This is a genomic window from Pseudomonas sp. P1.31 (assembly GCF_001269815.1).
Classification (GTDB): Bacteria; Pseudomonadota; Gammaproteobacteria; order Pseudomonadales; family Pseudomonadaceae; genus Aquipseudomonas; species Aquipseudomonas rustica.
Genome location: NZ_LHVN01000012.1, coordinates 1 through 23077 on the forward strand (window position 1 = coordinate 1; position 23077 = coordinate 23077).

Genomic DNA, 23077 nt, shown 5'->3' on the forward strand with positions numbered 1-23077 from the left:
TGCTCAGTGGGTTTGAGGCTCTTGCCCAATCTCTCACACAATACATCCCACTGTAGGAGCTGCCGCAGGCTGCGATCTTTTGACGTTGATGTTTAAAAACAAGATCAAAAGATCGCAGCCTGCGGCAGCTCCTACAGGTGACGTGTGGGGTTACTTGAACCGCCGCTCCACGCCTTTCTCCACCAGAATCTTCGCCGAAATCTCTTCCACCGAAAAATGCGTCGAATTGATGTGCGGAATGTTCTCGCGGCGGAACAGGTTCTCCACTTCGCGCACTTCAAATTCGCACTGCGCATAACTCGAATAGCGGCTGTTGGGCTTGCGCTCGTTGCGGATCGCGGTGAGGCGATCCGGGTCGATGGTCAGGCCAAACAGCTTGTGCTGGTGCGCGCGCAGGGCGGCGGGCAGGGTCAAGCGCTCCATGTCGTCTTCGGTCAGCGGGTAATTGGCCGCGCGGATGCCAAACTGCATGGCCATGTACAGACACGTCGGTGTCTTACCGCAGCGCGACACGCCCACTAGTATCAGGTCGGCTTTGTCGTAATAGTGCGTGCGCGCACCGTCGTCGTTGTCGAGGGCGAAGTTCACCGCCTCGATACGCTCCATGTAATTGGAGTTGTGGCCGATCGAATGCGACTTACCGACGGTATAGGAAGAATGCTCGGTCAGTTCCTGCTCAAGCGGGGCGAGGAAGGTCGAGAAAATATCGATCATGAAACCATTGGACGTCGCGAGAATCTCACGAATGTCCTGATTGACGATGGTGTCAAAGATGATCGGGCGAAAGCCGTCGGTGTCAGCGGCTTTGTTGATTTGTTGTACCATGGCCCGCGCTTTTTCAACGCTGTCGATGTACGGTCGCGTGAATTTGCTGAAGGTAATGTTTTCGAACTGCGCCAGAAGGCTTTGACCCAGGGTTTCGGCTGTGATGCCGGTGCCATCGGAGATAAAGAAAGCAGATCGTTTCATTTGCACCTTGGGCCTTAAGCTAATGAGCATTTCTGGATATGATAGGCGCGATTTGTTGGCCGCCAGTGGCCAGCATTCTCACTTATTTTCCAGGTCCAGGCCATACAACCGGCCAACGCTCCCCCGAGCAGCCGGTTTCTGAGCTTTTCCAACACAGTTAGTGGAGAGATCACCTTGGTAGAGTACGTAGTTTCCCTCGATAAGCTCGGCAAACACGATGTTGAGCATGTGGGGGGCAAGAACGCATCCCTGGGCGAGATGATCAGTAACCTGGCAGGCGCCGGTGTTTCGGTCCCCGGCGGCTTCGCCACGACGGCTCAGGCCTATCGTGATTTCCTCGAACTGAGCGGCCTCAACGACCAGATCCACGCGGCCCTCGACGCGCTCGACGTCGACGACGTCAACGCCCTGGCCAAAACCGGCGCACAGATCCGTCAATGGATCATGGAAGCCGAATTCCCTGAAAAACTGAATGCCGAAATCCGCACCGCGTTCGCCGCGCTGTCGGCTGGCAACCCTGATGTGGCCGTGGCCGTGCGTTCTTCCGCCACCGCCGAAGACTTGCCGGACGCTTCGTTCGCCGGTCAGCAGGAAACCTTCCTGAACATCCGTGGTGTGGAAAACGTTATCCGCGCCGCCAAAGAGGTGTTCGCGTCGCTGTTCAACGACCGTGCGATTTCCTACCGCGTGCACCAGGGCTTCGACCACAAACTGGTCGCCCTGTCGGCTGGCGTGCAGCGCATGGTGCGTTCGGAAACCGGTACTGCCGGCGTGATGTTCACCCTCGACACCGAATCCGGTTTCCGTGACGTCGTGTTCATCACCGGTGCCTACGGCCTGGGCGAAACCGTCGTACAAGGCGCGGTGAACCCGGACGAATTCTATGTCCACAAGGGCACGCTGGAAGCCGGTCGTCCGGCGATCCTGCGTCGCAACCTGGGCAGCAAAGCGATCAAGATGATCTACGGCGACGAGGCCAAGGCCGGTCGTTCGGTCAAGACCATCGACGTCGACAAGGCGGATCGCGCGCGTTTCTGCCTGTCCGACGCTGAAGTCAGCGAACTGGCCAAGCAAGCGATGATCATCGAAAAGCACTACCAGTGCCCGATGGACATCGAGTGGGCCAAGGACGGTGACGACGGCAAGCTGTACATCGTGCAGGCCCGTCCGGAAACCGTGAAAAGCCGCACTCAGGCCAACGTCATGGAACGTTACCTGTTGAAAGAAACCGGCACCGTGCTGGTTGAAGGTCGCGCCATCGGCCAGCGCATCGGCGCCGGTAAAGTGCGCATCATCAAAGACGTTTCCGAAATGGACAAAGTCCAGCCGGGTGACGTGCTGGTTTCCGACATGACCGACCCGGACTGGGAACCGGTAATGAAGCGCGCCAGCGCCATCGTCACCAACCGTGGCGGCCGTACTTGCCACGCGGCGATCATTGCCCGTGAGCTGGGCATTCCGGCAGTGGTTGGTTGTGGCAACGCCACCCAACTGCTGAAGGATGGCCAGGGCGTGACCGTTTCGTGCGCCGAAGGCGACACCGGTTACATCTTCGAAGGCGAACTGGGCTTCGACATCAAGAAAAACTCCGTGGATGCCATGCCGGAGCTGCCGTTCAAAATCATGATGAACGTCGGCAACCCGGATCGCGCCTTCGACTTCGCGCAACTGCCGAACGCCGGTGTGGGCCTGGCCCGTCTGGAGTTCATCATCAACCGCATGATCGGCGTGCACCCGAAAGCGCTGTTGAACTACGACGGTCTGCCGCAGGAAATCAAAGAAAGCGTCGACAAGCGCATCGCCGGTTACGACGATCCGGTTGGCTTCTACGTCGACAAACTGGTCGAAGGCATCAGCACCCTCGCTGCAGCGTTCACGCCGAAAAAAGTCATCGTGCGCCTGTCGGACTTCAAGTCCAACGAATACGCCAACCTGATCGGCGGCAAGCTCTACGAGCCGGAAGAAGAAAACCCGATGCTGGGCTTCCGTGGCGCGTCGCGTTACATCAGCGAATCGTTCCGCGATTGCTTCGAACTCGAATGCCGTGCGCTGAAACGTGTGCGCAACGAGATGGGCCTGACCAACGTCGAAATCATGGTGCCGTTCGTCCGTACCCTCGGTGAAGCGAGCCAGGTCGTCGATCTGCTGGCTGAAAACGGCTTGAAGCGCGGTGAAAACGGTCTGCGCATCATCATGATGTGTGAACTGCCATCCAACGCGATCCTCGCTGAAGAATTCCTCGAATTCTTCGACGGCTTCTCGATCGGCTCCAACGACCTCACTCAGCTGACGCTGGGTCTGGATCGCGACTCGGGCATCATCGCGCACCTGTTCGACGAGCGTAATCCGGCGGTGAAAAAGCTGCTGGCCAACGCGATTGCCGCGTGCAACAAGGCCGGCAAGTACATCGGTATCTGCGGTCAGGGCCCGTCCGACCACCCGGATCTGGCCAAATGGCTGATGGAGCAGGGCATCGAAAGCGTGTCGCTGAACCCGGACTCCGTGCTGGAAACCTGGTTCTTCCTGGCCGAAGGCCAGGCGCAGGCTTAATGAGTATGTAAGCGGCCCGCTCCCCTTGTAGGAGCCGAGCTTGCTCGCGAAGACGGACTGACATTCAACAACGATGTCGACGGATACACCGCAATCGCGAGCAGGCTCACTCCTACAAAGGGCAGGGCTTTGAGATTGAAGTAGGGCGGGCTCCTGTAGATGCCGCCCTTTTTTGTGCAAGAGCATTATGCAAAGCAGCAGCAACCTATTTCCTGTCGCCCTGATCAGCGCCGAGCGGCGCGGCGATCTGAGCGAAGATGTTTATCGTTTGAAACCCGGCAACAGCCCGGACTGGTCCGTGGAGATCGCCGTCACCCGTTTGGGCATGGCCGACGACACGGCGCCCCGTGGCGTGCCGGTGATTCTGTTGCACGGCAGCTTTTCCAATCGGCGCTTCTGGTTTTCACCGAAGGGCCTGGGACTCGGCGCGTATCTGACGCGGCTGGGTTTCGATGTGTGGATTCCAGAGATGCGCGGCCACGGCCTGTCGCAGCGCAATGAGGAATACCGACGCAATCGCGTTTCCGACTATGCCAAATACGATCTGCCGGCGATTGCCGCGTTCGTGCGTGAGCAGAGCGGTCAGATTCCGCACTGGATCGGCCATTCGCTCGGCGGCATCACCTTGGCCGCTGCGCTCGGGGGTGAATACCTCGGCGAGCCGGCAGTTGCCTCTGCGGCGTTTTTCGGCACGCAGGTCAGTCGCACGTATTGGCCGCTGAAAATCCCGCCGGTGGAGTGGAGCGGACGCTTTATTCTCAAGCGTTTCGCGCAGTTGTCCGGCTCACGCCTCAAGCGCGGCCCGGAAGACGAGCCGATCGGTCTGGCCATCGAGAGCATGCGCTGGTATGGCTTGTTCGGCCGCTTTGGCGACAAGGACAAGGATTGGTGGGCAGGCTTGGCCGAGGTTCAGGTGCCGGTGCTCGCGGTGACAGCCGCTGGTGATCATCAGGATCCGGCGTGGGCGTGTCGCAAGCTGTTCGAGCAGCTCGGCTCCGAGCACAAACAATTCATCAATCTCGGTCGCGAGCAGGGTTTCAACGACAATTTCGGCCATGTCGAAATGTTGGTGAGCAAAGCCGCGCAAGCTGAAGTGTGGCCGCTGGTGGCGCGTTGGTTGAAGGATCAACAGACGCCGTTGCTCGGCGAGAAGGCGGATCTGGCCGCTGCGGTCTGAATCAGAGGCTCTGAAAAGGGCATTTCGTTCAGGCCGGCTTGCGGCTAAGATATGACGCATTGTGCGGTTCTGGTCATTTTTAGCGGCTGTTTAGCTATTACGTTTCAGCGTATGTTCAGGTTCAGTCAGCGACCATGGCATGGACTAAGGTAAACAGCGGCCGCCGGAACTCGTCTCTATAGCGTGCGTCATCCTTGATCGTCTTCCTTTTTACAGGAGTTTTTCGATGAACCATTACCTTACGCCTGACCTGTGTGACGCCTATCCGGAGCTGGTGCAGGTGCTGGAACCGATGTTCAGCAATTTCGGTGGCCGTGATTCGTTCGGCGGCGAAATCGTGACCATCAAATGTTTCGAAGACAACTCGCTGGTCAAGGAACAAGCCGAGCTCAAGGGCAACGGTAAAGTATTGGTCGTGGATGGCGGCGGTTCGCTGCGCCGGGCATTGCTCGGTGACATGATCGCCGAGAAAGCCGCGAAGAACGGTTGGGAAGGGCTGGTGATCTACGGTTGCATCCGTGACGTCGACGTCATTGCGCAGACCGATCTGGGCGTGCAGGCGCTGGCCAGCCACCCGATGAAAACCGAAAAACGTGGCCTCGGCGACCTCAACGTCCCGGTGACTTTCGCCGGTGTGACGTTCCACCCGGGCCACTACATTTATGCGGACAACAACGGCGTGATCATCTCGCCGAGCCCGCTGCAAATGCCTGAATAAGGCTTCGACAAAGGGATGCGGATGTTCGAGGAAGAAAACGCGCAATGGGGGCTGGTGCATGCCCTCGTGCTGGACGGTAAAGGCGGCGCGCGTTCGATAGCCCGGACTGAGCTCGACGATTTGCAGCTGCAGGCGCATGAAAGTCTGTGGCTGCATTGGGATCGCAGCCATCCGCAAACCCAGACCTGGTTGCGCAAATCCAGCGGTCTCAACGAATTCACCTGCGACCTGCTGCTGGAAGAAAACACCCGGCCGCGTTTGTTGCCACTGCCGGATTCCGAGCTGCTGCTGTTCTTGCGCGGGGTCAACCTCAATCCGGGTGCCGAACCGGAAGACATGGTTTCGGTGCGGATTTTCGCCTCAGCTCAGCGCGTTATTTCCCTGCGTTTGCGTCCACTGCGTGCCACGGATGAGTTGCTGGCGCAATTGGCGGACGGCAAAGGCCCGAAAACCGCTTCTGAACTCATCCTTTATCTGGCGCAATTCCTCACCAACAAGGTGCAGGATCTGGTCACTTGCCTCTCGGAAATCGCCGATGAGGAAGAAGAAAAGATGGATGCCGACGAACGGTATACCCCCGAGCACGGAGCGATTTTGCACATCCGGCGCAGGGCTGCCGGACTGAAGCGTTTTCTTGCACCGCAGCGGGATATTTTCGGACAGCTCACGCGGATAAAACTGCCGTGGTTTGTCGAAGATGATGCCGACTACTGGAACGAATTGAACAACAGCCTGACGCGATATCTCGAAGAGCTCGAATTGACCCGGGAGCGCGTGGGGCTGGTGCTGGAGGCTGAAGACCGGCGTTTGAGCGAGCGCATGAATCGCACGATGTACCGCTTCGGCATCATCACCTGCATCTTTTTGCCGATGAGTTTTATCACCGGTCTGCTGGGTATCAATGTCGGCGGAATTCCGTTCTCCAGCAGCCCTTATGGCTTCCTGATTGCCTGTTTGACGGTGCTCGCCCTGGCCTTCGGTCAGTGGTGGTTGTTCCGCCGATTGCGCTGGGTGTGACCATGCAACATGTGACCCGACCAAATCTGCCCGCGTCTTTCACAGACATCACGAGAGGTGCGTATGCACGATCCGTTTGAACAGTCTTTGCGCGACATGCTCAACGCCTCACCGTCCGGTCGTGACGACGATGCGTGCTTGGGCCGCGTACTCAAAACCGCCAACCGCCAGGTCGGTGCCGGTGATCTTTTCAGCCTGCTGGGCCGCTGGCTGCCCGCGCTGATGATCGCCCTGAATAATGGATCGGCGCATGTCTCGCCGGTTTCCCGTCTTCGTAAACCTACCGCTCGCACTGCTGATAAGGCTGATTGAATATGGAACTTGATCTCTGGACTCAGAGCCTCGTCACTGCAATGACTGCGTTGTGGACCAAAGTCGCTAACTTCATTCCGAACCTGTTCGGCGCACTGGTGGTGCTGCTGTTGGGTTTCGTCGTGGCCAAACTGCTCGACACCTTGTTGTCCAAACTGCTGGCCAAACTCGGCCTCGATCGCCTGATGGGAGGCACCGGTCTGACCAAGTTGATGTCGCGTGCCGGCCTGCAAGTACCGATCTCGACCCTGATCGGAAAAATCGTTTACTGGTTCGTTCTGCTGATATTTTTGGTTTCTGCAGCAGAATCCCTTGGACTTGAGCGAGTTTCAGCTACGCTGGACATGCTGGCGCTGTATTTGCCAAAGGTGTTCGGTGCCGCGCTGGTGTTGCTGGTCGGTGTTTTGCTCGCACAATTGGCCAATGGCCTGGTGCGCGGGGCGGCAGAAGGCGTAGGCCTCGACTACGCTTCGGGGCTGGGGCGGATTGCGCAGGGGCTGGTGATCATTATCAGCATCTCGGTGGCGATCAGTCAGCTTGAGGTCAAGACCGACCTGCTGAACCATGTGATTGTCATTGTGTTGATTACCGTTGGTCTGGCGGTTGCGCTGGCCATGGGTTTGGGAAGCCGGGAAATTGCCGGTCAGATTCTTGCGGGAATCTATGTGCGTGAGTTGTATCAGGTTGGGCAACAAGTGCGTGTTGGCGAGGTCGAAGGGCAGATCGAAGAGATCGGCACGGTTAAAACCACATTGCTGACCGATGAGGGTGAGCTAGTCTCTCTTTCCAATCGGATCCTGCTGGAACAGCATGTGAGTAGCCGCTAATCCGGCAAACCCTGCTAATGTATGCCGCCGCTAAATGCCAGCTGATGCTGGCTGCGGCGGACATTGACCTGACTGTCGGCACGACTTGTTTTGAATAAAGCCCAAACGCTATCCACGCGCTACGACCCCCGCGAGCTCTCTGATGAGGAGTTGGTCGCGCGCTCGCACACCGAGCTTTTTCACGTGACGCGCGCTTATGAAGAACTGATGCGGCGTTACCAGCGAACATTATTTAACGTCTGTGCGAGATATCTTGGGAACGATCGCGACGCAGACGATGTCTGTCAGGAAGTGATGCTGAAGGTGCTGTATGGCCTGAAGAACTTCGAGGGGAAATCGAAGTTCAAGACATGGCTATATAGCATCACTTACAACGAATGCATCACGCAGTATCGGAAGGAACGGCGAAAGCGTCGCTTGATGGATGCTTTGAGTCTTGACCCCCTGGAAGAAGCGTCTGAAGAAAAGATGCCAAAACCCGAGGAGAAGGGCGGACTCGATCGCTGGCTGGTGTATGTGAACCCGATTGACCGTGAAATTCTGGTGCTACGATTTGTCGCAGAACTGGAATTTCAGGAGATCGCAGACATAATGCACATGGGTTTGAGTGCGACAAAAATGCGTTACAAACGTGCTCTAGATAAATTGCGTGAGAAATTTGCAGGCATTGCTGAAACTTAGTTCAGCGCAAATATCTCTTACGTGTAGGCAAGTTCTGATAGACTTGCCGCCGAGTTGTCCCCCGGTTTGCGGGACTGCTTCACAATCACCAGATGGGGATTTAACGGATGAAACTGAAAAACACCTTGGGCTTGGCCATTGGTTCTCTTATTGCTGCCACTTCGTTCGGCGCTCTGGCACAAGGCCAAGGCGCAGTTGAAATCGAAGGCTTCGCTAAGAAAGAACAATTCGACAGCGCTCGTAACTTCAAGAACAACGGCAACCTGTTCGGCGGTTCGATCGGTTACTTCCTGACCGACGACGTTGAACTGCGTCTGGGCTACGACGAAGTGCACAACGTGCGTTCCGACGACGGCAAGAACGTTAAAGGCGCTAACACCGCTCTGGACGCTCTGTACCACTTCAACAACCCAGGCGACATGCTGCGTCCATACGTCTCGGCCGGTTTCTCCGACCAGAGCATCGACCAGAACGGTTCGAACAGCCGTGACCGTTCGACCTTCGCTAACGTTGGTGGCGGCGCCAAGCTGTACTTCACTGACAACTTCTACGCCCGTGCTGGCGTTGAAGCTCAGTACAACATCGACAAAGGCGACACCGAGTGGGCTCCAAGCGTCGGTATCGGTGTGAACTTCGGTGGCGGCTCCAAGCCTGCTGCTGCTCCAGTTCCAGCACCAGCTGAAGTTTGCTCCGACAGCGACAACGATGGCGTTTGCGACAACGTTGACAAGTGCCCGGACACCCCAGCCAACGTAACTGTTGACGCTGACGGCTGCCCAGCAGTTGCTGAAGTTGTTCGTGTTGAGCTGGACGTTAAGTTCGATTTCGACAAATCTGTTGTTAAAACCAACAGCTACGGCGACATCAAGAACCTGGCTGACTTCATGAAGCAGTACCCATCCACCACCACTACTGTTGAAGGTCACACTGACTCCGTCGGTCCTGACGCTTACAACCAGAAACTGTCCGAGCGTCGTGCAAACGCCGTTAAGCAAGTTCTGACCAACCAGTACGGTGTTGAATCGTCCCGCGTTCAGTCTGTTGGCTACGGCGAATCCCGCCCAGTTGCTGACAACAAAACTGACGCTGGCCGCGCTGTAAACCGTCGCGTAGAAGCGCAGGTTGAAGCTCAAGCTAAGTAATTAGCTGCCGCTCTGAGGAAAGCCCGGCTTAGGCCGGGCTTTTCTTTGTCTGCGATTTGAGTTTCAGGTTTTAAAGATCGCAGCCTTCGGCAGCTCCTACAGGGCGCATGCAGACTCAATGTAGGAGCTGCCGCAGGCTGCGATCTTTTGATCCTCCGCGTACCCAGCCACTGCGCCGATGACCAGTATCGCAGGGCTCTTCAATTGAAATCTGTAGGCCGCTTCGCTCATTGCCGTCAGAACACTCCGGCATTCACGTTGATGAGGCAGTGAAGCGTTTTCGATCATCGCCACCGGCGTATCCGCTGCCATTCCTCCGGCCAATAGCTGATCACGAATCTCGTCGAGCTTGGCCACGCCCATGTACACCACCAGCGTCGTGCCGCCCTGCGCCAGCGCCTGCCAGTTCAACTCGCTGTCATCTTGCGTGTGCGCTGTCACCAGCGTCACGCCGCGCGCGACACCGCGCAGTGTCAGCGGGATGTCGCACTGCGTTGCGCCCGCCAGCCCGGCGGTGATGCCGTTAACCAATTCCACCTCAACGCCACGCTCACGCAGCCACTGCGCTTCTTCGCCACCACGGCCGAAAATGCACGGATCGCCGCCCTTGAGCCGCACCACGCATTTGCCGTGACGGGCATACCGCAGCATCAAGCGATGGATAAAGGCCTGCGGCGTGGAACGGCAGCCGCCGCGTTTTCCCACAGCGATAATCCGCGCGTCCGGGCAGTGTTCCAGCACCGCGTCATTGACCAGATCATCGATCAGCACCACATCGGCTTCGCGTAACGCGCGCACGGCTTTGAGGGTCAGCAATTCAGGATCGCCGGGGCCAGCGCCCACCAGCCAGACTTTTGCATTCATGGAATCTTTCCTCATCAGATGACCGCGACCGGCTGCACATTGGCAGCCAGCAGACGTTTTATTTCCGGGACGCAGGAACCGCATTGCGTGCCGCACCCCAGTTGATTTTTCAAACCTTGCAGATCGAGACCTTGGCGGATGCCGGTGCACACGGCGTCGAGGCTGACGTTTTTGCAGTTGCACAGGGTTTTATCCGCAGCGCCTTGCACTCCAGCGCTGCCCGGCGGCGCGCTCATTGGTGCGAGCAACCAGCGACGCAGTTGCTCGTCGGCGCGACCTTCCAGCCACAGGCCTTGCAGCCAATGCTGGGCGAGGGTTTCGCCGGCCAGACGAATTGCGGTGATCCGGCCATTCTCGATGCGCACGCGTTTGCCGATCGCGCGGCGTGGGTCGTCATAGGCCAGCACCGGGCCATCGATCAGCGACAGGCAGCGGTCGATTTCACCCAGCAACTGTGGATCCGGTGCTTCGCTGCTGGCAGCGCGTATCAGCAACGCCGATCGTTCACGTCCGACAAGGCTGAGACTCACGTAGGAAAACGCCTCACAGAGTGGTCGTAGCGTCTCGAAATGCTGTTGAACATTGCCTTCGATGAGTGCGAACAGTTGCCACGGCAGATTCACCGCTTCCAGGCGCACGCCGCTGTGTTTCAGTTCCGGTTGTTTCGACAAAGGATCGAACGCCGGCAAGGTCAGGCTGTTGACGCCGCCCTTGAGAAAACGATCGCCCCAGTGCATCGGCAGAAAGGCCTGGCCCGGACGCACACTGTCATCGCTGCCGACCGCGACGATGATCGCGCCACGCCGACTTTTCAGATTGACCAGATCACCCGGCTGCAAGCGATGCCGACGCAATTCGTCGGGGTGCAAACTCAACACTGCTTCGCTGACATGACCGAACAACTGCGCTGCCGTGCCGGTACGGCTCATGCCGTGCCACTGATCGCGCAGGCGCCCGGTGATCAGCGTCAGGGGGAAGCGTGCATCTCGTTGTTCCTTGGCGGCGCGATACGGGTCGGCGATGAACTGCGCTCGACCATTTGCCGTAGGAAAAATACCGTCGACGTACAGACGCGCCGTGCCTTGCTGCGCGCCGACGGGGAAGGGCCATTGTTGCGGGCCGATCTGGTCGATCAAGGCATGGCTGATTCCGGATAAATCCAGATCGCGGCCGCGGGTCAGCCCTTTGAACTCATCGAACAACTGCGCAGGCTGTGTGAAGGCAAACAGGCTCGATGCTTGTGGGCGCAGACGTTTCTCCAGACGCTGTGCGAAATCCACCGTAATCGCCCAGTCCGGTCGTGCTTCACCGGGTGGGTGAATGGCTTTGCGTACGTGGGAAATGCGCCGTTCGGAGTTGGTGACCGAACCTTCCTTCTCGCCCCAACTGGCGGCCGGCAACAGCAGGTCGGCGAAAGCCGCCGTCTCGGTGGTGCGAAAAGCTTCCTGCAACACCACGAATGGGCAGGCTTCAAGCGCTGCACGCACCGAGCTTTGATCGGGCATGGATTGCGCAGGGTTGGTACAAGCGATCCACAGTGCTTTGATCTTGCCGTTGCGCACCTGCTCGAACAGTTCGATAGCGCTGAGGCCGGTGCTGTCTGGCAATTGATCCACGCCCCAGTAAGCCGCCACTTCGGCGCGGTGCTCAGGGTTGGCGGCATCACGATGGCCCGGCAACAGATTGGACAGGCTGCCGGTTTCCCGTCCGCCCATGGCATTCGGCTGACCGGTCAGAGAGAAAGGCCCTGCACCGGGACGGCCGATTTGCCCGGTGGCCAGGTGCAGATTGATCAGTGCACTGTTTTTTGCGCTACCGGCGGTGGACTGGTTCAGACCCATGCACCATAACGACAGAAAACTCGGCGACGTGCCGACCCATTCCGCACATTGCTGCAATTGCTCGACACCGATCCCGCACAGTTGCGAAACCATTTGCGGGGTGTAATCGCGCACCAGACTTTTCAGTTCGGCCAGGCCATCGGTGTGTGCCTTGATGAAGTCGCGGTCGATCCAGTCTTCCCACAACAACAGGTGCAAAATCCCATGGAATAAAGCGACATCGGTGCCCGGCAGAATCGCCAGGTGCAGATCCGCGAGGTCGCAGGTGTCGGTGCGCCGTGGATCGATGACGATGACTTTCATCTGTGGACGCAGGGTTTTCGCCTCTTCCAGTCGACGGAAAAGTACCGGATGGGCGTAGGCCATGTTACTGCCGACGATCATCACGCAATCGCTAAGCTCCAGATCCTCATAACTGCACGGCGGCGCATCGGCGCCGAGGCTGCGCTTGTAGCCGACCACTGCTGAAGACATGCACAGCCGCGAATTGCTGTCGATGTTGTTGGTGCCAACCAAGGCCCGCGCCAGTTTGTTGAAGGCGTAGTAATCCTCGGTGAGCAATTGCCCGGAGATGTAGAACCCGACACTGTCCGGGCCGTGTTCGGCGATGGTCTCGGCAAAGACATTGGCAGCGTGTTCCAGCGCCGTGTCCCAATCGGTGCGGCTGCGCGCCAGACCTTTGCCCAGGCGTAATTCTGGATACAGGGCACGGGCCGCGAGGTCGCCGGTGAGGTGCAGCGTCGAGCCTTTGCTGCACAGTTTGCCGAAGTTGGCCGGATGCGCCGGATCGCCGCTGACGCCGAGGATGCGCTCGCCGTCATGCTCGATCAGCACGCCGCAGCCGACCCCGCAATAACAGCAGGTCGAGGCGGTCGTCTGGCGGCTCATCAGATGGCGTCCCGCAGAGCCAACTGCACACGACCGTTCTCGACCCGCGCCGGGTGATGGTGCGCGCAGCCGATGTCCGGCGCCTGAGCTTCGCCGGATTCAAGGTCGATCTGCCAGTTGTGCAGCGGGCAGGCGACGCGTTTGCCGTAGATCAGGCCCTGCGAGAGTGGTCCGCCCTTGTGCGGGCAGCGGTCGTCGAGGGCGAAAACTTCGTCGTCGCTTGTGCGAAAAATCGCGATGTCACCTTTCGGCCCGGCAATGATCCGCGAACCGAGGGCGTTGATTTCTTCAAGGGCACAGATATCGAGCCAGTTCATGCTGGCACCTCCAGATTTTTCACCGGGATCACGTCGAATTCTTTCTTCAATTGCGGCTGGGCCAAACGTTCTTTCCACGGATCCTGTTCGAACGACAGGGAGAATTGCAGGCGCTCGTTCAGGGCTTTGCGGCGTTCCGGGTCTTCCAGCACAGCTTTCTTGATGTGCTCCATGCCGACCCGTTGCAGGTAGTGCACGGTGCGTTCGAGGTAGAAGGCTTCTTCGCGATACAACTGCAGGAAGGCACCGTTGTATTCGCGGACTTCTTCGGCGGTTTTCAGCTTGACGAAGAATTCGGCGACCTCGGTTTTGATCCCGCCGTTGCCACCGATGTACATCTCCCATCCGGAATCCACGCCGATAATTCCTACGTCCTTGATCCCCGCTTCCGAGCAGTTGCGTGGGCATCCGGAGACAGCCAGTTTCACTTTGTGCGGCGACCACATGTTGAACAGGTCGTGCTCAAGCTCGATGCCCAACTGTGTCGAGTTTTGTGTGCCGAAACGGCAAAACTCACTGCCGACGCAGGTCTTCACCGTGCGAATGGATTTGCCGTAGGCATGGCCGGACGGCATGTCGAGATCCTTCCAGACACCGGGCAAGTCCTGCTTTTTGATGCCGAGCAAATCGATGCGCTGCCCGCCGGTGACCTTGACCATCGGCACGTTGTACTTGTCGGCGACGTCGGCTATCCGCCGCAATTCCGCAGGATTGGTCACGCCGCCCCACATCCGTGGCACCACCGAATAGGTGCCGTCCTTCTGGATGTTGGCGTGCGCACGTTCGTTGATCAGACGCGATTGCGGATCGTCCTTGGCTTCGCCGGGCCAGGTGGAAATCAGGTAATAGTTGAGTGCCGGGCGGCAGGTGGCGCAGCCGTTCGGCGTGCGCCAGTTGAGGTAGCTCATGGTGCCGGCGATGGTCAGCAGATGTTCTTCGCGAATGGCCTGGCGGATCTGTCCGTGGTTGAGGTCGCTGCAACCGCAGATGGCTTTTTCGCTTTTCGGTTTGACGTCGGCCGCGCCGCCGACGGTGTTGATCAGGATCTGCTCGACCAGTCCGGCGCAGGAGCCGCAGGAGCTGGCGGCTTTGGTGTGTTTCTTCACTTCATCGACGCTGAACAGGCCGTGTTCCTGAATCGCTTTGACGATGGTGCCTTTGCACACGCCGTTGCAGCCGCAGACTTCGGCGGTGTCGGCCATGACCATGGCTTTGTCCTGGCCCTGATGTCCTACGTCGCCCAAAGCATTTTCGCCAAACATAAGGTGGTCGCGGATCTCGCCGATGGCGTGATTCTCACGAATCTGTCGGAAATACCAACCGCCATCTGCCGTATCGCCGTACAGACACGCGCCGACCAGCACGTCATCCTTGATCACCAGTTTTTTGTACACGCCGCCGATCGGGTCGGAGAGGGTGATGGTTTCCGTGCCTTCGCCGCCCATGAAGTCGCCGGCGGAAAACAGGTCGATGCCGGTGACTTTCAATTTGGTCGAAGTCACCGAGCCCTGATAACGGGCGAACCCCAGTTGTGCGAGGTGGTTGGCGCAGACCTTGGCCTGTTCGAACAGCGGCGCAACCAGGCCGTAAGCGATGCCGCGATGGCTGGCGCACTCGCCGATCGCGTAGATGCGCGGGTCGTAGGTTTGCAGGGTGTCGTTGACCAGGATCCCGCGATTGCACGGGATGCCGGCCTTTTCCGCGAGTTCGGTGTTGGGACGAATGCCCGCAGCCATCACCACCAGATCGGCGGGAATAATGTCGCCGTTCTTGAATTGCACCGAGCCGACCCGACCGTTGCCCGCGTCGTGCAGGGCGTGGGTTTGTTCGCACAGACGGAAGTTCAGGCCACGGGATTCGAGGGCGCTTTGCAGCAACTGGCCGCTGGTTTGGTCCAGTTGCCGTTCCAGCAGCCACTCACCGATGTGCACCACGGTGACGTGCATGCCGCGCAGCATCAGGCCGTTGGCGGCTTCGAGACCGAGCAAACCGCCACCGATGACGACCGCGTGTTTGTGGGTTTTTGCCGTGTTGATCATCGCCTGGGTATCGGCGATGTCGCGGTAACCGATCACGCCGTGCAGGGTGTTGCCCGGGATCGGCAAAATGAACGGCGTCGAGCCGGTGGCGATCAGCAGGCGATCGTACTCGGCCTCGGTGCCGTCGTCGGCGATCACTCGGCGTTTGACCCGGTCGATCTCCACCACTTTGCGGTTGAGCAGCAACTTGATGTGGTTTTCCAGGTACCAGTCGAGGTCGTTGAGGACGATCTCTTCGAAGGTCTGCTCACCGGCCAGCACCGGCGAGAGCAGGATGCGGTTGTAGTTGGTGTGCGGTTCGGCGCCGAAGACGGTGATGTCGTACAGCTCATTGCTCAGTTTGAGCAGCTCTTCGAGGGTTCGAACCCCGGCCATGCCATTGCCGATCATCACCAGTTTGAGTTTTTTCATCAGGTTCTCCGGGGAGCTGCGGCTGGCCTCTTGTGGGCAGTCAGGCCGTGCTCGAGAAATTTTGCGCAAACAAAAAAAGGCGTCCCGCTAGTTGCCTAGCGAGGACGCCTTTGTCCTGGTCCCGTTCTCTCGGGAAGCGCAGCCTTCGTCGTTGAAGGTTGGGCTTTATGTGTGTGTTGGGTGGGGTAATGCAGTGGTTGTGCCAACTACGGGAAGCGCGAATTCATTGGGTTCCGTCAGCGCTCATATCGGGTTTTATGCACTGTATCGAAGCGGGTTGATCGTTCGTGGGGCGTTCAGGCAGTTGAATTTGTGGTGATTGGGCGGGCACCTTCGCGAGCAAGCTCGCTCCCACAGGGATTTGTGAACGACACAGATCCCTGTGGGAGCGAGCTTGCTCGCGAATGGCGCGGCGCGGTTCAACTGTGAAACAACAAAACCAGCAGCACCAGATTCCCCAGCAGAGCCACGATCGCCATCGTCCGCCACACCTTCAGCGGCTCACGCTCCAACATAGGCCGAGGCCGCACGCTCAAACTGCGCCGCTCGCCCTGTTCCAACACCAACAACCATTCTTCCGCTGTTTCAAAGCGTTGCTGCGGATCAGCCGCCACACCGCGCTCCAGACTCTGCGCCAGCCATTCCGGCAGATCCGGTCGATAACGCCCGGCGCTCACCGCCAGTCCAAAACGCGGCCGCTGAAACGCTTCTATCTCGCCGTAAGGAAAATGCCCCGTAAGCAGGAAATACAAGGTCACGCCCACCGCGTACAAGTCCTGCTGCGCACTCGGCGGATCACCGCGAAAGCCTTCCGGGGCGATATAACTCGGCGTCCCCGGCAACGTCGACGGTGCGTCTTCGGACAGTCCCGGGCAATACGCCAGGCCAAAATCCAGCAGCCGCAGTTCACCGTCATCCCCCCAATGCAGATTCTCCGGTTTGATGTCCCGATGCAGAATCTGCCGCCGATGCAGCAGCCCGACTGCACGCAGCAGGCGTTCGGCAATGTCTTGCCACTGCGCCAACGGTAACGCCCCGTTTTTTTGAAAAACCTGCGCCAGCGTCTTGCCGGAATATTCCCGCATTACGTAGTACAAATGCTGACGCTGAGTGCACGCATGGACTTCAGGAAAATGCCGTCCGGCCACACGTTTCAGAAACCATTCCTCGGACAACAGCGCTTGCCCGGCACAGGAATCATCAGGGGAACGTGTGGGCAGGGTTTTCAACAGCCACGTTTGACCTTGGCTATCCAGCGCGCGATACAGCAACGATTGCTGGCTCTGCGCGACGATGCCTTGCACCTGCCAGCCTTCAAACGACTGACCGGGTTTCAGCGGCGGCGGCAGTGGCCATTGCTGCAAATGCATCAGTGCATCGCCAAAACTCGCCTCGCCAACCGCATCGACCCGCACCAGCAAAGCGCTGGCGTTGTCTTGACTGCCGGCCAGATGCGCGGCATTGACCAATGTTTGCGCCGCGCTGTGCAGATCCGGCTGATCACGCAGGATCGCCGCAATCGCGGTATCGCCCAGGGTTGACCAGACGCCATCACTGAGCAGTAAAAAGCTTTCGTCATCACGCAATTCACCGTCGAGAAAATCCAGCACCAAATGTTGATCCAGCCCGAGCGCACGCTTGAGCACATGCTGCATGCCCGGCTGCTCCCAGACGTGATCTTCGCTGATGCGCTGCAACGTGTCTGCGTGCCAGCGGTATACCCGGCAATCTCCTACATGGGCGAGGGTAAAGCGCCGACCGCGCATGACCAAAGCACTGACGGTGGTGAGTAACGGCTGCCCACCGCCATTGGCCTGCAACCAGCGATTTTGTGCGAGCAGCAAGCGGTCGAGGGCCTGCGCCACGCTCCAGGTTTCCGGGGTGGCGTAATAGTCGAGCGCCAAGGCCTGCAAGGTTGAACGCGCGGCGAGGCCGCCATCGGCGCATTGGCTGACGCCGTCGGCGATGGCGAACAGGTAACCCTTGCTCGCCGCCAGCGCCGGGGCCGGCGTGACCAGGCGCACAGCGTCCTGATTCTCCGTGCGCGGCCCGGTGGCGCTGGCTTCGGCGAAACTCAGTTGCAAGGCCATCGACGCCTCAGACCCGCGCCGCCGTCACCGCTGCCGAACCCCATGTGGTTCTCCAGCGACGCTTGACGCCGTGCAGGCCAAACCACGCCAACACGCCAAGGCTGGCGAACAACCACAGCGCCAGTTGATAGCTGCCGGTGCTCTGCTTGATCGCACCCATGCCCGCCGCCAAGGCGAAACCGCCAATGCCGCCGGCCATGCCGATCAGCCCGGTCATTACGCCGATTTCCAGACGAAAACGCTGCGGCACCAGTTGGAAAACCGCACCGTTGCCTGCCCCCAAACCGAGCATGGTGCAGACGAAAAGCGCGAGTGCCGCGTAGGAACTTGGCAGGTTGAAGCCAACGGCAGCGATGCAGATCGCAGCGACGGTGTACATCGCCAACAGAGTGCGAATGCCGCCGAAACGGTCAGCCAGCGCGCCACCCAATGGGCGCATCAAACTACCGCCGAACACGCAAGCGGCGGTGTAGTAACCGGCGGTCACCGGGCTCAAACCGTATTGATCGTTGAAATAGCCGGGCAGGGCGCTGGCCAAGCCGATAAAGCCGCCGAAGGTGACGCTGTAGAAGAACATGAACCACCAACTGTCGCGGTCGCCGAGGGCTTTGAAGTAGTCGGTCATGGCTTTGGCTTTTGGCCGTTCCGGCGCGTTTTTCGCCAGCCAGGCGAACAGCACCAGCGTCAGGATCAGCGGGATCAGGGCGAAGCCGAAAACATTGCTCCAGCCGTAAGCGGCGGCCAGCACCGGGGCGAGCAGCGCGGCGAACACGGTGCCGGAGTTGCCCGCGCCAGCAATGCCCATGGCTTTGCCTTGATGCTGCGGCGGGTACCATTGCGAGGCCAGCGGCAGGGCGACGGCAAACGAAGCGCCGGCCATGCCGAGGAACAGGCCGAGGATCAGCGCTTGTTCGTAACTGTGGATGCCGATTTTCCAGGCGCCGAACAGTGCGCAAATGACGATGACCTGGCCAATCAGCCCGGCGGTTTTCGGCGACAGTCGATCGGCGAGCATGCCCATGATGAAGCGCAGAACGGCACCAGCAAGGATCGGCGTGGCGACGACGAGGCCGCGTTGTTGTGTGGTCAGGTGCAGGTCGGCGGCGATCTGCACCGCCAAAGGGCCGAGCAGGTACCAGACCATGAAGCTCAGGTCGAAATAGAGGAAGGCCGCGAACAATGTCGGGGTGTGGCCGGATTTCCAGAAGCTTGAATTCATTGCGCACCTCAGCTGAAAAGAGTCTCGAAAGGAGTCATGCAACAGCAGGTGGGGCGCCGCCACGGCCGCACCACCGGCCCCGAGCTGTGGGGCCAAAACGCAAAAACGCCGCTACCTGCTGCGCCGGGTGGGGCGAACGGGTGAGCGACGTCTTTGTCGTGGGTGGGGCAACCGCCGTTGGTTACCTGAGGGAATGCTTAGCGAGATTTGTGCCAAGGATCAAAAGATCGCAGCCTTCGGCAGCTCCTACGGGGGAATGCAGTCTCCTGTAGGAGCTGCCGAAGGCTGCGATCCTTTGATCTTGATTCAGCCGAGCAACTCACTCATGGCTATGATTTGTTCGGCCACTTGAATCAGCTTCTGCTGCCGGCTCATCGCCTGGCGCCGCATCAGCGTGTACGCCTCTTCCTCATTGCAATCCTTCATCTTCATCAACAAACCCTTGGCCAGTTCAATCCGCTTGCGCTCAGCCAATTGCTGATCCCGTGCCTGCAACTGCGCGCGCAACGCCTGATCACTCTCAAATCTTGCCATCGCCACATCGAGAATCGGCTGCAACCGCTGGGCGTGAATGCCTTCGACGATGTAGGCACTGACCCCGGATTTGATCGCCTGACGCATCACTCCCGGATCATGCTCGTCGGTAAACATCACGATCGGCCGTGGCTGGTCGCGGCTGACCAGCACCACTTGTTCCATAACATCGCGGCTCGGTGACTCGGTATCGATCAGGATCACGTCCGGGCGCACCGTTTCGACGCGCGCGGGCAGGTCGATGGTCAGGCCGGATTCGTCGATAACTTCAAAACCGGCTTCGGTCAGCGCCGCTTTCAGACGTCCGACTTTTTTCGCGGTGTCGTTGATCAGCAGAATGCGCAACATGTTCGCGTCTCCTGTCAGCGGCGGGCGAGAAGGGCTGAGTCGTCGCTCATGGCGTGCAGTTTGAAGCTGCGCGCATAAGCGGCCGGGTCGCTGCCGTCCCAGATTTTGCCGTCGAGCAACTGGCTGCTGCGCATGTCGGTGCCCCACGCGGCGACGCCGACTGCGGTGGCAGCGTCGCGATACAGATCGAGCTGCTGAACCTGACGGGCGACGGCCAGGTAATCCGGATCCTCGCGCAGCAAACCCCAACGACGGAACTGGGTCATGAACCACATACCGTCGGACAAGTACGGCAAATTCACCTCGCCATGGCCGTGGAAACGCAGCGCATGCGGATCCTGCCAGCGGTTGCCGAGGCCATCGGCGTAATCACCGAGAAAACGCGGTTCGATGCACGCCACTGGCGCATCGAGGTATTCCGGCGCGCTGAGTAATTGCGCGGTGCTGCGGCGGTTTTCCGGGCTCTCTTCGATGAAACGGCTGGCTTCAAGGATTGCCATCACCAACGCGCGTGCGGTGTTCGGGTATTGCTCGACGAATTCGCGGGTGCAGCCGAGGATTTTTTCCGGGTGATCGGGCCAGATGGTCTGGCTGGTGGCGAGGGTGAAGCCGAGATCCTGCTGCACCGCGCTGGCGGCCCACGGTTCGCCGACGCAAAAACCGTCGATGCGCCCGGCCTGCAAGTGCGCGACCATTTGCGGTGGCGGCACCACCACGCTGTCGACATCCTGCAGCGGATGAATGCCCTGGCTCGCCAGCCAGTAATAAAGCCACATCGCGTGGGTGCCGGTGGGGAAGGTCTGGGCGAAGGTGAGTTTTGCGCGGCTTTGGTGCACGTGGCGATCCAGCGCGTCAGGACTGGTCACGCCGAGGTTCTGCAAACCGTGCGAAAGATTCAGGCTCTGACCGTTCTGATTGAGGCCCATCAGCACGGCCATGTCGGTCGGCGCGACACCGCCGATGCCCAGGTGCACCGCGTAAATCAGCCCGTACAAACTGTGCGCGGCATCGAGTTCGCCGCTGACCAGTTTGTCGCGCAATCCTGCCCAGGAGGTCTGGCGCTTGAGGTTCAGGGTCAATCCGTAAGGCTGAGCAAAGCCTTGCGTGGCCGCGACCACCACCGAGGCGCAATCGCTCAGGGCCATGAAGCCGAGGTTGATTGCACTCTTTTCCGGAGCATCGCTGCCGTTGACCCAGGCCAGCGGCCCTACCGAAGGTTCATTCATCCAACGCTACCTCGAAAAAAAACGCCGCCGCGGACTTTGCGCAGGCAAAACCCGGGACGACGCCATTGCCTTGCCCGCACGCCGCCATTGGCCTGCAAGCTGATAACGATGGCGGTGCAAGGCATATGCCACTCGCCGCGATTTGCGCGTGCGCCTCGCGCGGTGGGGCGATGCCCGGCTATAATCGCCGCCTCTTTTCGCCGCCCGAGTCAAAGCCGCCCATGTACACCCTGGCCCGTCAGATGTTGTTCAAACTTTCCCCGGAAACCTCCCACGATCTGTCGCTGGATCTGATCGGCGCGGGCGGACGTTTGGGCCTCAACGGCTTGCTGTGCAAGGCACCAGCGAAAGTGCCGGTGACGGTCATGGGCCTGGAATTCCCCAACCCGGTGGGTTTGGCGGCGGGTCTGGACAAGAACGGCGCAGCCATCGATGGCTTCGCGCAACTGGGTTTCGGTTTTGTCGAAATCGGCACCGTGACCCCGCGTCCACAGCCGGGCAACCCGAAACCACGGATTTTCCGTCTGCCGGAAGCCGAGGCGATCATCAATCGCATGGGTTTCAACAACCTCGGTGTCGATAACCTGTTGGCGCGCGTTGCGGCGGCGAAATACAACGGCGTGCTGGGCATCAACATCGGCAAAAACTTCGACACGCCGGTTGAGCGTGCGGTCGATGATTACCTGATCTGCCTGGACAAGGTTTACGCCCACGCCAGCTACGTGACCGTCAACGTCAGCTCGCCGAATACCCCGGGCCTGCGCAGCTTGCAGTTCGGTGATTCGCTCAAGCAATTGTTGGCCGATCTGGCCACGCGCCGTGCCGAACTGGCGTTGCGTCATGGCAAGCATGTGCCGCTGGCGATCAAGATCGCGCCGGACATGACCGACGAAGAAACCGCGCAGGTGGCGCAGGCGCTGATCGACACGGGGATGGATGCGGTGATCGCGACCAACACCACCTTGAGCCGTGTTGGCGTTGAAGGCATGGAACATGGCGACGAGGCGGGCGGTTTGTCTGGCGCGCCGGTGCGTGAGAAGAGCACCAATACGGTGAAAGTGCTGGCGGGCGAGTTGGCTGGGCGGTTGCCGATTATTGCTGCTGGCGGGATTACCGAAGGCAAGCATGCGGCGGAGAAGATTCTCGCGGGTGCGAGTCTGGTGCAGATTTATTCGGGCTTCATCTATAAGGGCCCGGCGCTGATCCGTGAATCCGTAGACGCAATCGCCGCCCTGCGCAAATAACCCGACCCGATACGGTCAATGTAGGAGCTGCCGAAGGCTGCGATCTTTTGATCCTGTTTTTAAGATCAAGATCAAAAGATCGCAGCCTTCGGCAGCTCCTACATGAGATGTGCATCAGTTTTCGGGCATAAAAAAGGGCTCCTCGAAGGAGCCCCTGGGCCGTAGCCCGCCGTCCGGGAAGGACGTGCATGGTAAGTCGTTACAAAATCAGATTGTCGTGTCGGAGTAAGTGCCCTGTGTCAGCCGACGGCGTGAAGTTCGTTGAGTCTATGGATTCCCGCAGTGCCGGTCATACCGTCCCAGTTGTCGCCGCGTCCTTCTCGCCAGCCGTTAATCCAGGCTTGACGTACCGACGGTAGAGTAAATGGGCAAAGCTCACGGGATTTGCCACCAACGCCATATTGATATCCGCGCAAAAATGCTCTTTCCAACGGATCACGCTTAAGTCTTCTCATAGGGTGTTGCCCTCACTTGTTGACTGTTTGTGTCGCGTCGACCTCAATCGAGGTCTGGCAGAAAAAACTCTGCCGTGGTGCGGCTCGCTGCCGGCGTGGCGAGCCAAGGTGTTGACGCCGTTGCGACGTCAACCTGTGGTCAGTTCTAACCAATGAGTCACAGCGATGGAATGACCGTTTTGTCATAAGGACGTAACGAAAAGGGTGC

The 23077-nt window shown here is 59.2% G+C and carries 19 protein-coding genes; 9 read left to right on the top strand and 10 right to left on the bottom strand.

Translation table 11 applies throughout. The features are described from left to right. Window positions 1-150 precede the first annotated feature (150 nt). Window positions 151-969: a pyruvate, water dikinase regulatory protein gene (locus tag AD669_RS08540; RefSeq protein ID WP_053118702.1), complete on the bottom strand. Its 819-nt coding sequence runs from the start codon at window positions 967-969 to the stop codon at window positions 151-153. 174 nt (window positions 970-1143) lie between these two features. On the opposite strand from AD669_RS08540, the gene ppsA reads away from it, so the two are divergent. The 8 genes from ppsA (at window position 1144) to AD669_RS08580 (ending at window position 9393) form a co-directional block, all read left to right on the top strand. After that, complete coding sequence (gene ppsA / locus AD669_RS08545) at window positions 1144-3519, top strand: phosphoenolpyruvate synthase (RefSeq protein ID WP_053118704.1); 2376 nt, start codon at window positions 1144-1146, stop codon at window positions 3517-3519. Between the two features lie 187 nt (window positions 3520-3706). Next, window positions 3707-4696: an alpha/beta fold hydrolase gene (locus AD669_RS08550; protein ID WP_053118706.1), complete on the top strand. Its 990-nt coding sequence runs from the start codon at window positions 3707-3709 to the stop codon at window positions 4694-4696. A gap of 226 nt (window positions 4697-4922) precedes the next feature. Next, entirely contained in the window at window positions 4923-5414 is a 492-nt protein-coding gene (gene rraA, locus AD669_RS08555; RefSeq protein WP_053118708.1) for a ribonuclease E activity regulator RraA, read from the top strand. A 21-nt stretch (window positions 5415-5435) separates the two neighbouring features. Next, window positions 5436-6431, top strand: coding sequence for a zinc transporter ZntB (locus tag AD669_RS08560; protein ID WP_053118710.1), 996 nt, complete (start codon window positions 5436-5438; stop codon window positions 6429-6431). A 63-nt stretch (window positions 6432-6494) separates the two neighbouring features. Continuing rightward, window positions 6495-6743: a hypothetical protein gene (locus AD669_RS08565; protein WP_053118712.1), complete on the top strand. Its 249-nt coding sequence runs from the start codon at window positions 6495-6497 to the stop codon at window positions 6741-6743. 2 nt (window positions 6744-6745) lie between these two features. Next, window positions 6746-7570 carry a mechanosensitive ion channel domain-containing protein gene (locus AD669_RS08570; protein WP_007916401.1) on the top strand — a complete coding sequence of 275 codons (825 nt, stop codon included), beginning with the start codon at window positions 6746-6748 and terminating at the stop codon, window positions 7568-7570. A gap of 90 nt (window positions 7571-7660) precedes the next feature. Further along, a complete protein-coding gene (gene sigX, locus AD669_RS08575) occupies window positions 7661-8251 on the top strand; it encodes an RNA polymerase sigma factor SigX (RefSeq protein ID WP_053118714.1) in 591 nt (196 codons plus the stop codon). A 107-nt stretch (window positions 8252-8358) separates the two neighbouring features. Continuing rightward, window positions 8359-9393, top strand: coding sequence for an OmpA family protein (locus AD669_RS08580; protein WP_053118716.1), 1035 nt, complete (start codon window positions 8359-8361; stop codon window positions 9391-9393). Window positions 9394-9489: 96 nt separating this feature from the next. On the opposite strand, the gene cobA is transcribed toward AD669_RS08580, so the two are convergent. The 8 genes from cobA to AD669_RS08620 form a co-directional block, all read right to left on the bottom strand. Then, entirely contained in the window at window positions 9490-10257 is a 768-nt protein-coding gene (cobA, locus tag AD669_RS08585) for a uroporphyrinogen-III C-methyltransferase (RefSeq protein WP_053118718.1), read from the bottom strand. Between the two features lie 14 nt (window positions 10258-10271). Next, on the bottom strand, window positions 10272-12986 hold the full coding sequence (locus tag AD669_RS08590; RefSeq protein WP_053118719.1) for a nitrate reductase: 2715 nt from the start codon (window positions 12984-12986) through the stop codon (window positions 10272-10274). Continuing rightward, on the bottom strand, window positions 12986-13303 hold the full coding sequence (nirD, locus tag AD669_RS08595; RefSeq protein ID WP_053118721.1) for a nitrite reductase small subunit NirD: 318 nt from the start codon (window positions 13301-13303) through the stop codon (window positions 12986-12988). The genes AD669_RS08590 and nirD overlap by 1 nt, the downstream gene beginning before the upstream one ends. Then, the gene (gene nirB, locus AD669_RS08600; RefSeq protein ID WP_053118723.1) at window positions 13300-15753 is read right to left on the bottom strand and encodes a nitrite reductase large subunit NirB; all 2454 of its coding nucleotides are present in this window, start codon (window positions 15751-15753) and stop codon (window positions 13300-13302) included. Before nirB ends, nirD begins: the two co-directional genes overlap by 4 nt. 419 nt (window positions 15754-16172) lie before the next feature. Next, window positions 16173-17843 carry a bifunctional protein-serine/threonine kinase/phosphatase gene (locus AD669_RS08605; RefSeq protein WP_053118726.1) on the bottom strand — a complete coding sequence of 557 codons (1671 nt, stop codon included), beginning with the start codon at window positions 17841-17843 and terminating at the stop codon, window positions 16173-16175. Between the two features lie 7 nt (window positions 17844-17850). After that, window positions 17851-19062, bottom strand: a complete 1212-nt coding sequence (locus AD669_RS08610; protein ID WP_053118728.1) for a NarK/NasA family nitrate transporter — start codon at window positions 19060-19062, stop codon at window positions 17851-17853. 306 nt (window positions 19063-19368) lie between these two features. Next, a complete protein-coding gene (locus AD669_RS08615) occupies window positions 19369-19944 on the bottom strand; it encodes an ANTAR domain-containing response regulator (protein WP_007916390.1) in 576 nt (191 codons plus the stop codon). A 14-nt stretch (window positions 19945-19958) separates the two neighbouring features. Then, on the bottom strand, window positions 19959-21170 hold the full coding sequence (locus tag AD669_RS08620) for a CmpA/NrtA family ABC transporter substrate-binding protein (RefSeq protein WP_053118730.1): 1212 nt from the start codon (window positions 21168-21170) through the stop codon (window positions 19959-19961). A gap of 221 nt (window positions 21171-21391) precedes the next feature. Here AD669_RS08620 and AD669_RS08625 point away from each other — a divergent pair, with 221 nt between their 5' ends. Further along, window positions 21392-22414 (top strand): quinone-dependent dihydroorotate dehydrogenase, encoded by a 1023-nt coding sequence (locus AD669_RS08625; RefSeq protein ID WP_053118732.1) that lies wholly within the window; start codon window positions 21392-21394, stop codon window positions 22412-22414. 239 nt (window positions 22415-22653) lie between these two features. On the opposite strand, the gene rmf is transcribed toward AD669_RS08625, so the two are convergent. Beyond that, on the bottom strand, window positions 22654-22869 hold the full coding sequence (gene rmf / locus AD669_RS28025) for a ribosome modulation factor (protein ID WP_003223300.1): 216 nt from the start codon (window positions 22867-22869) through the stop codon (window positions 22654-22656). Between the last annotated feature and the right edge of the window lie 208 nt (window positions 22870-23077).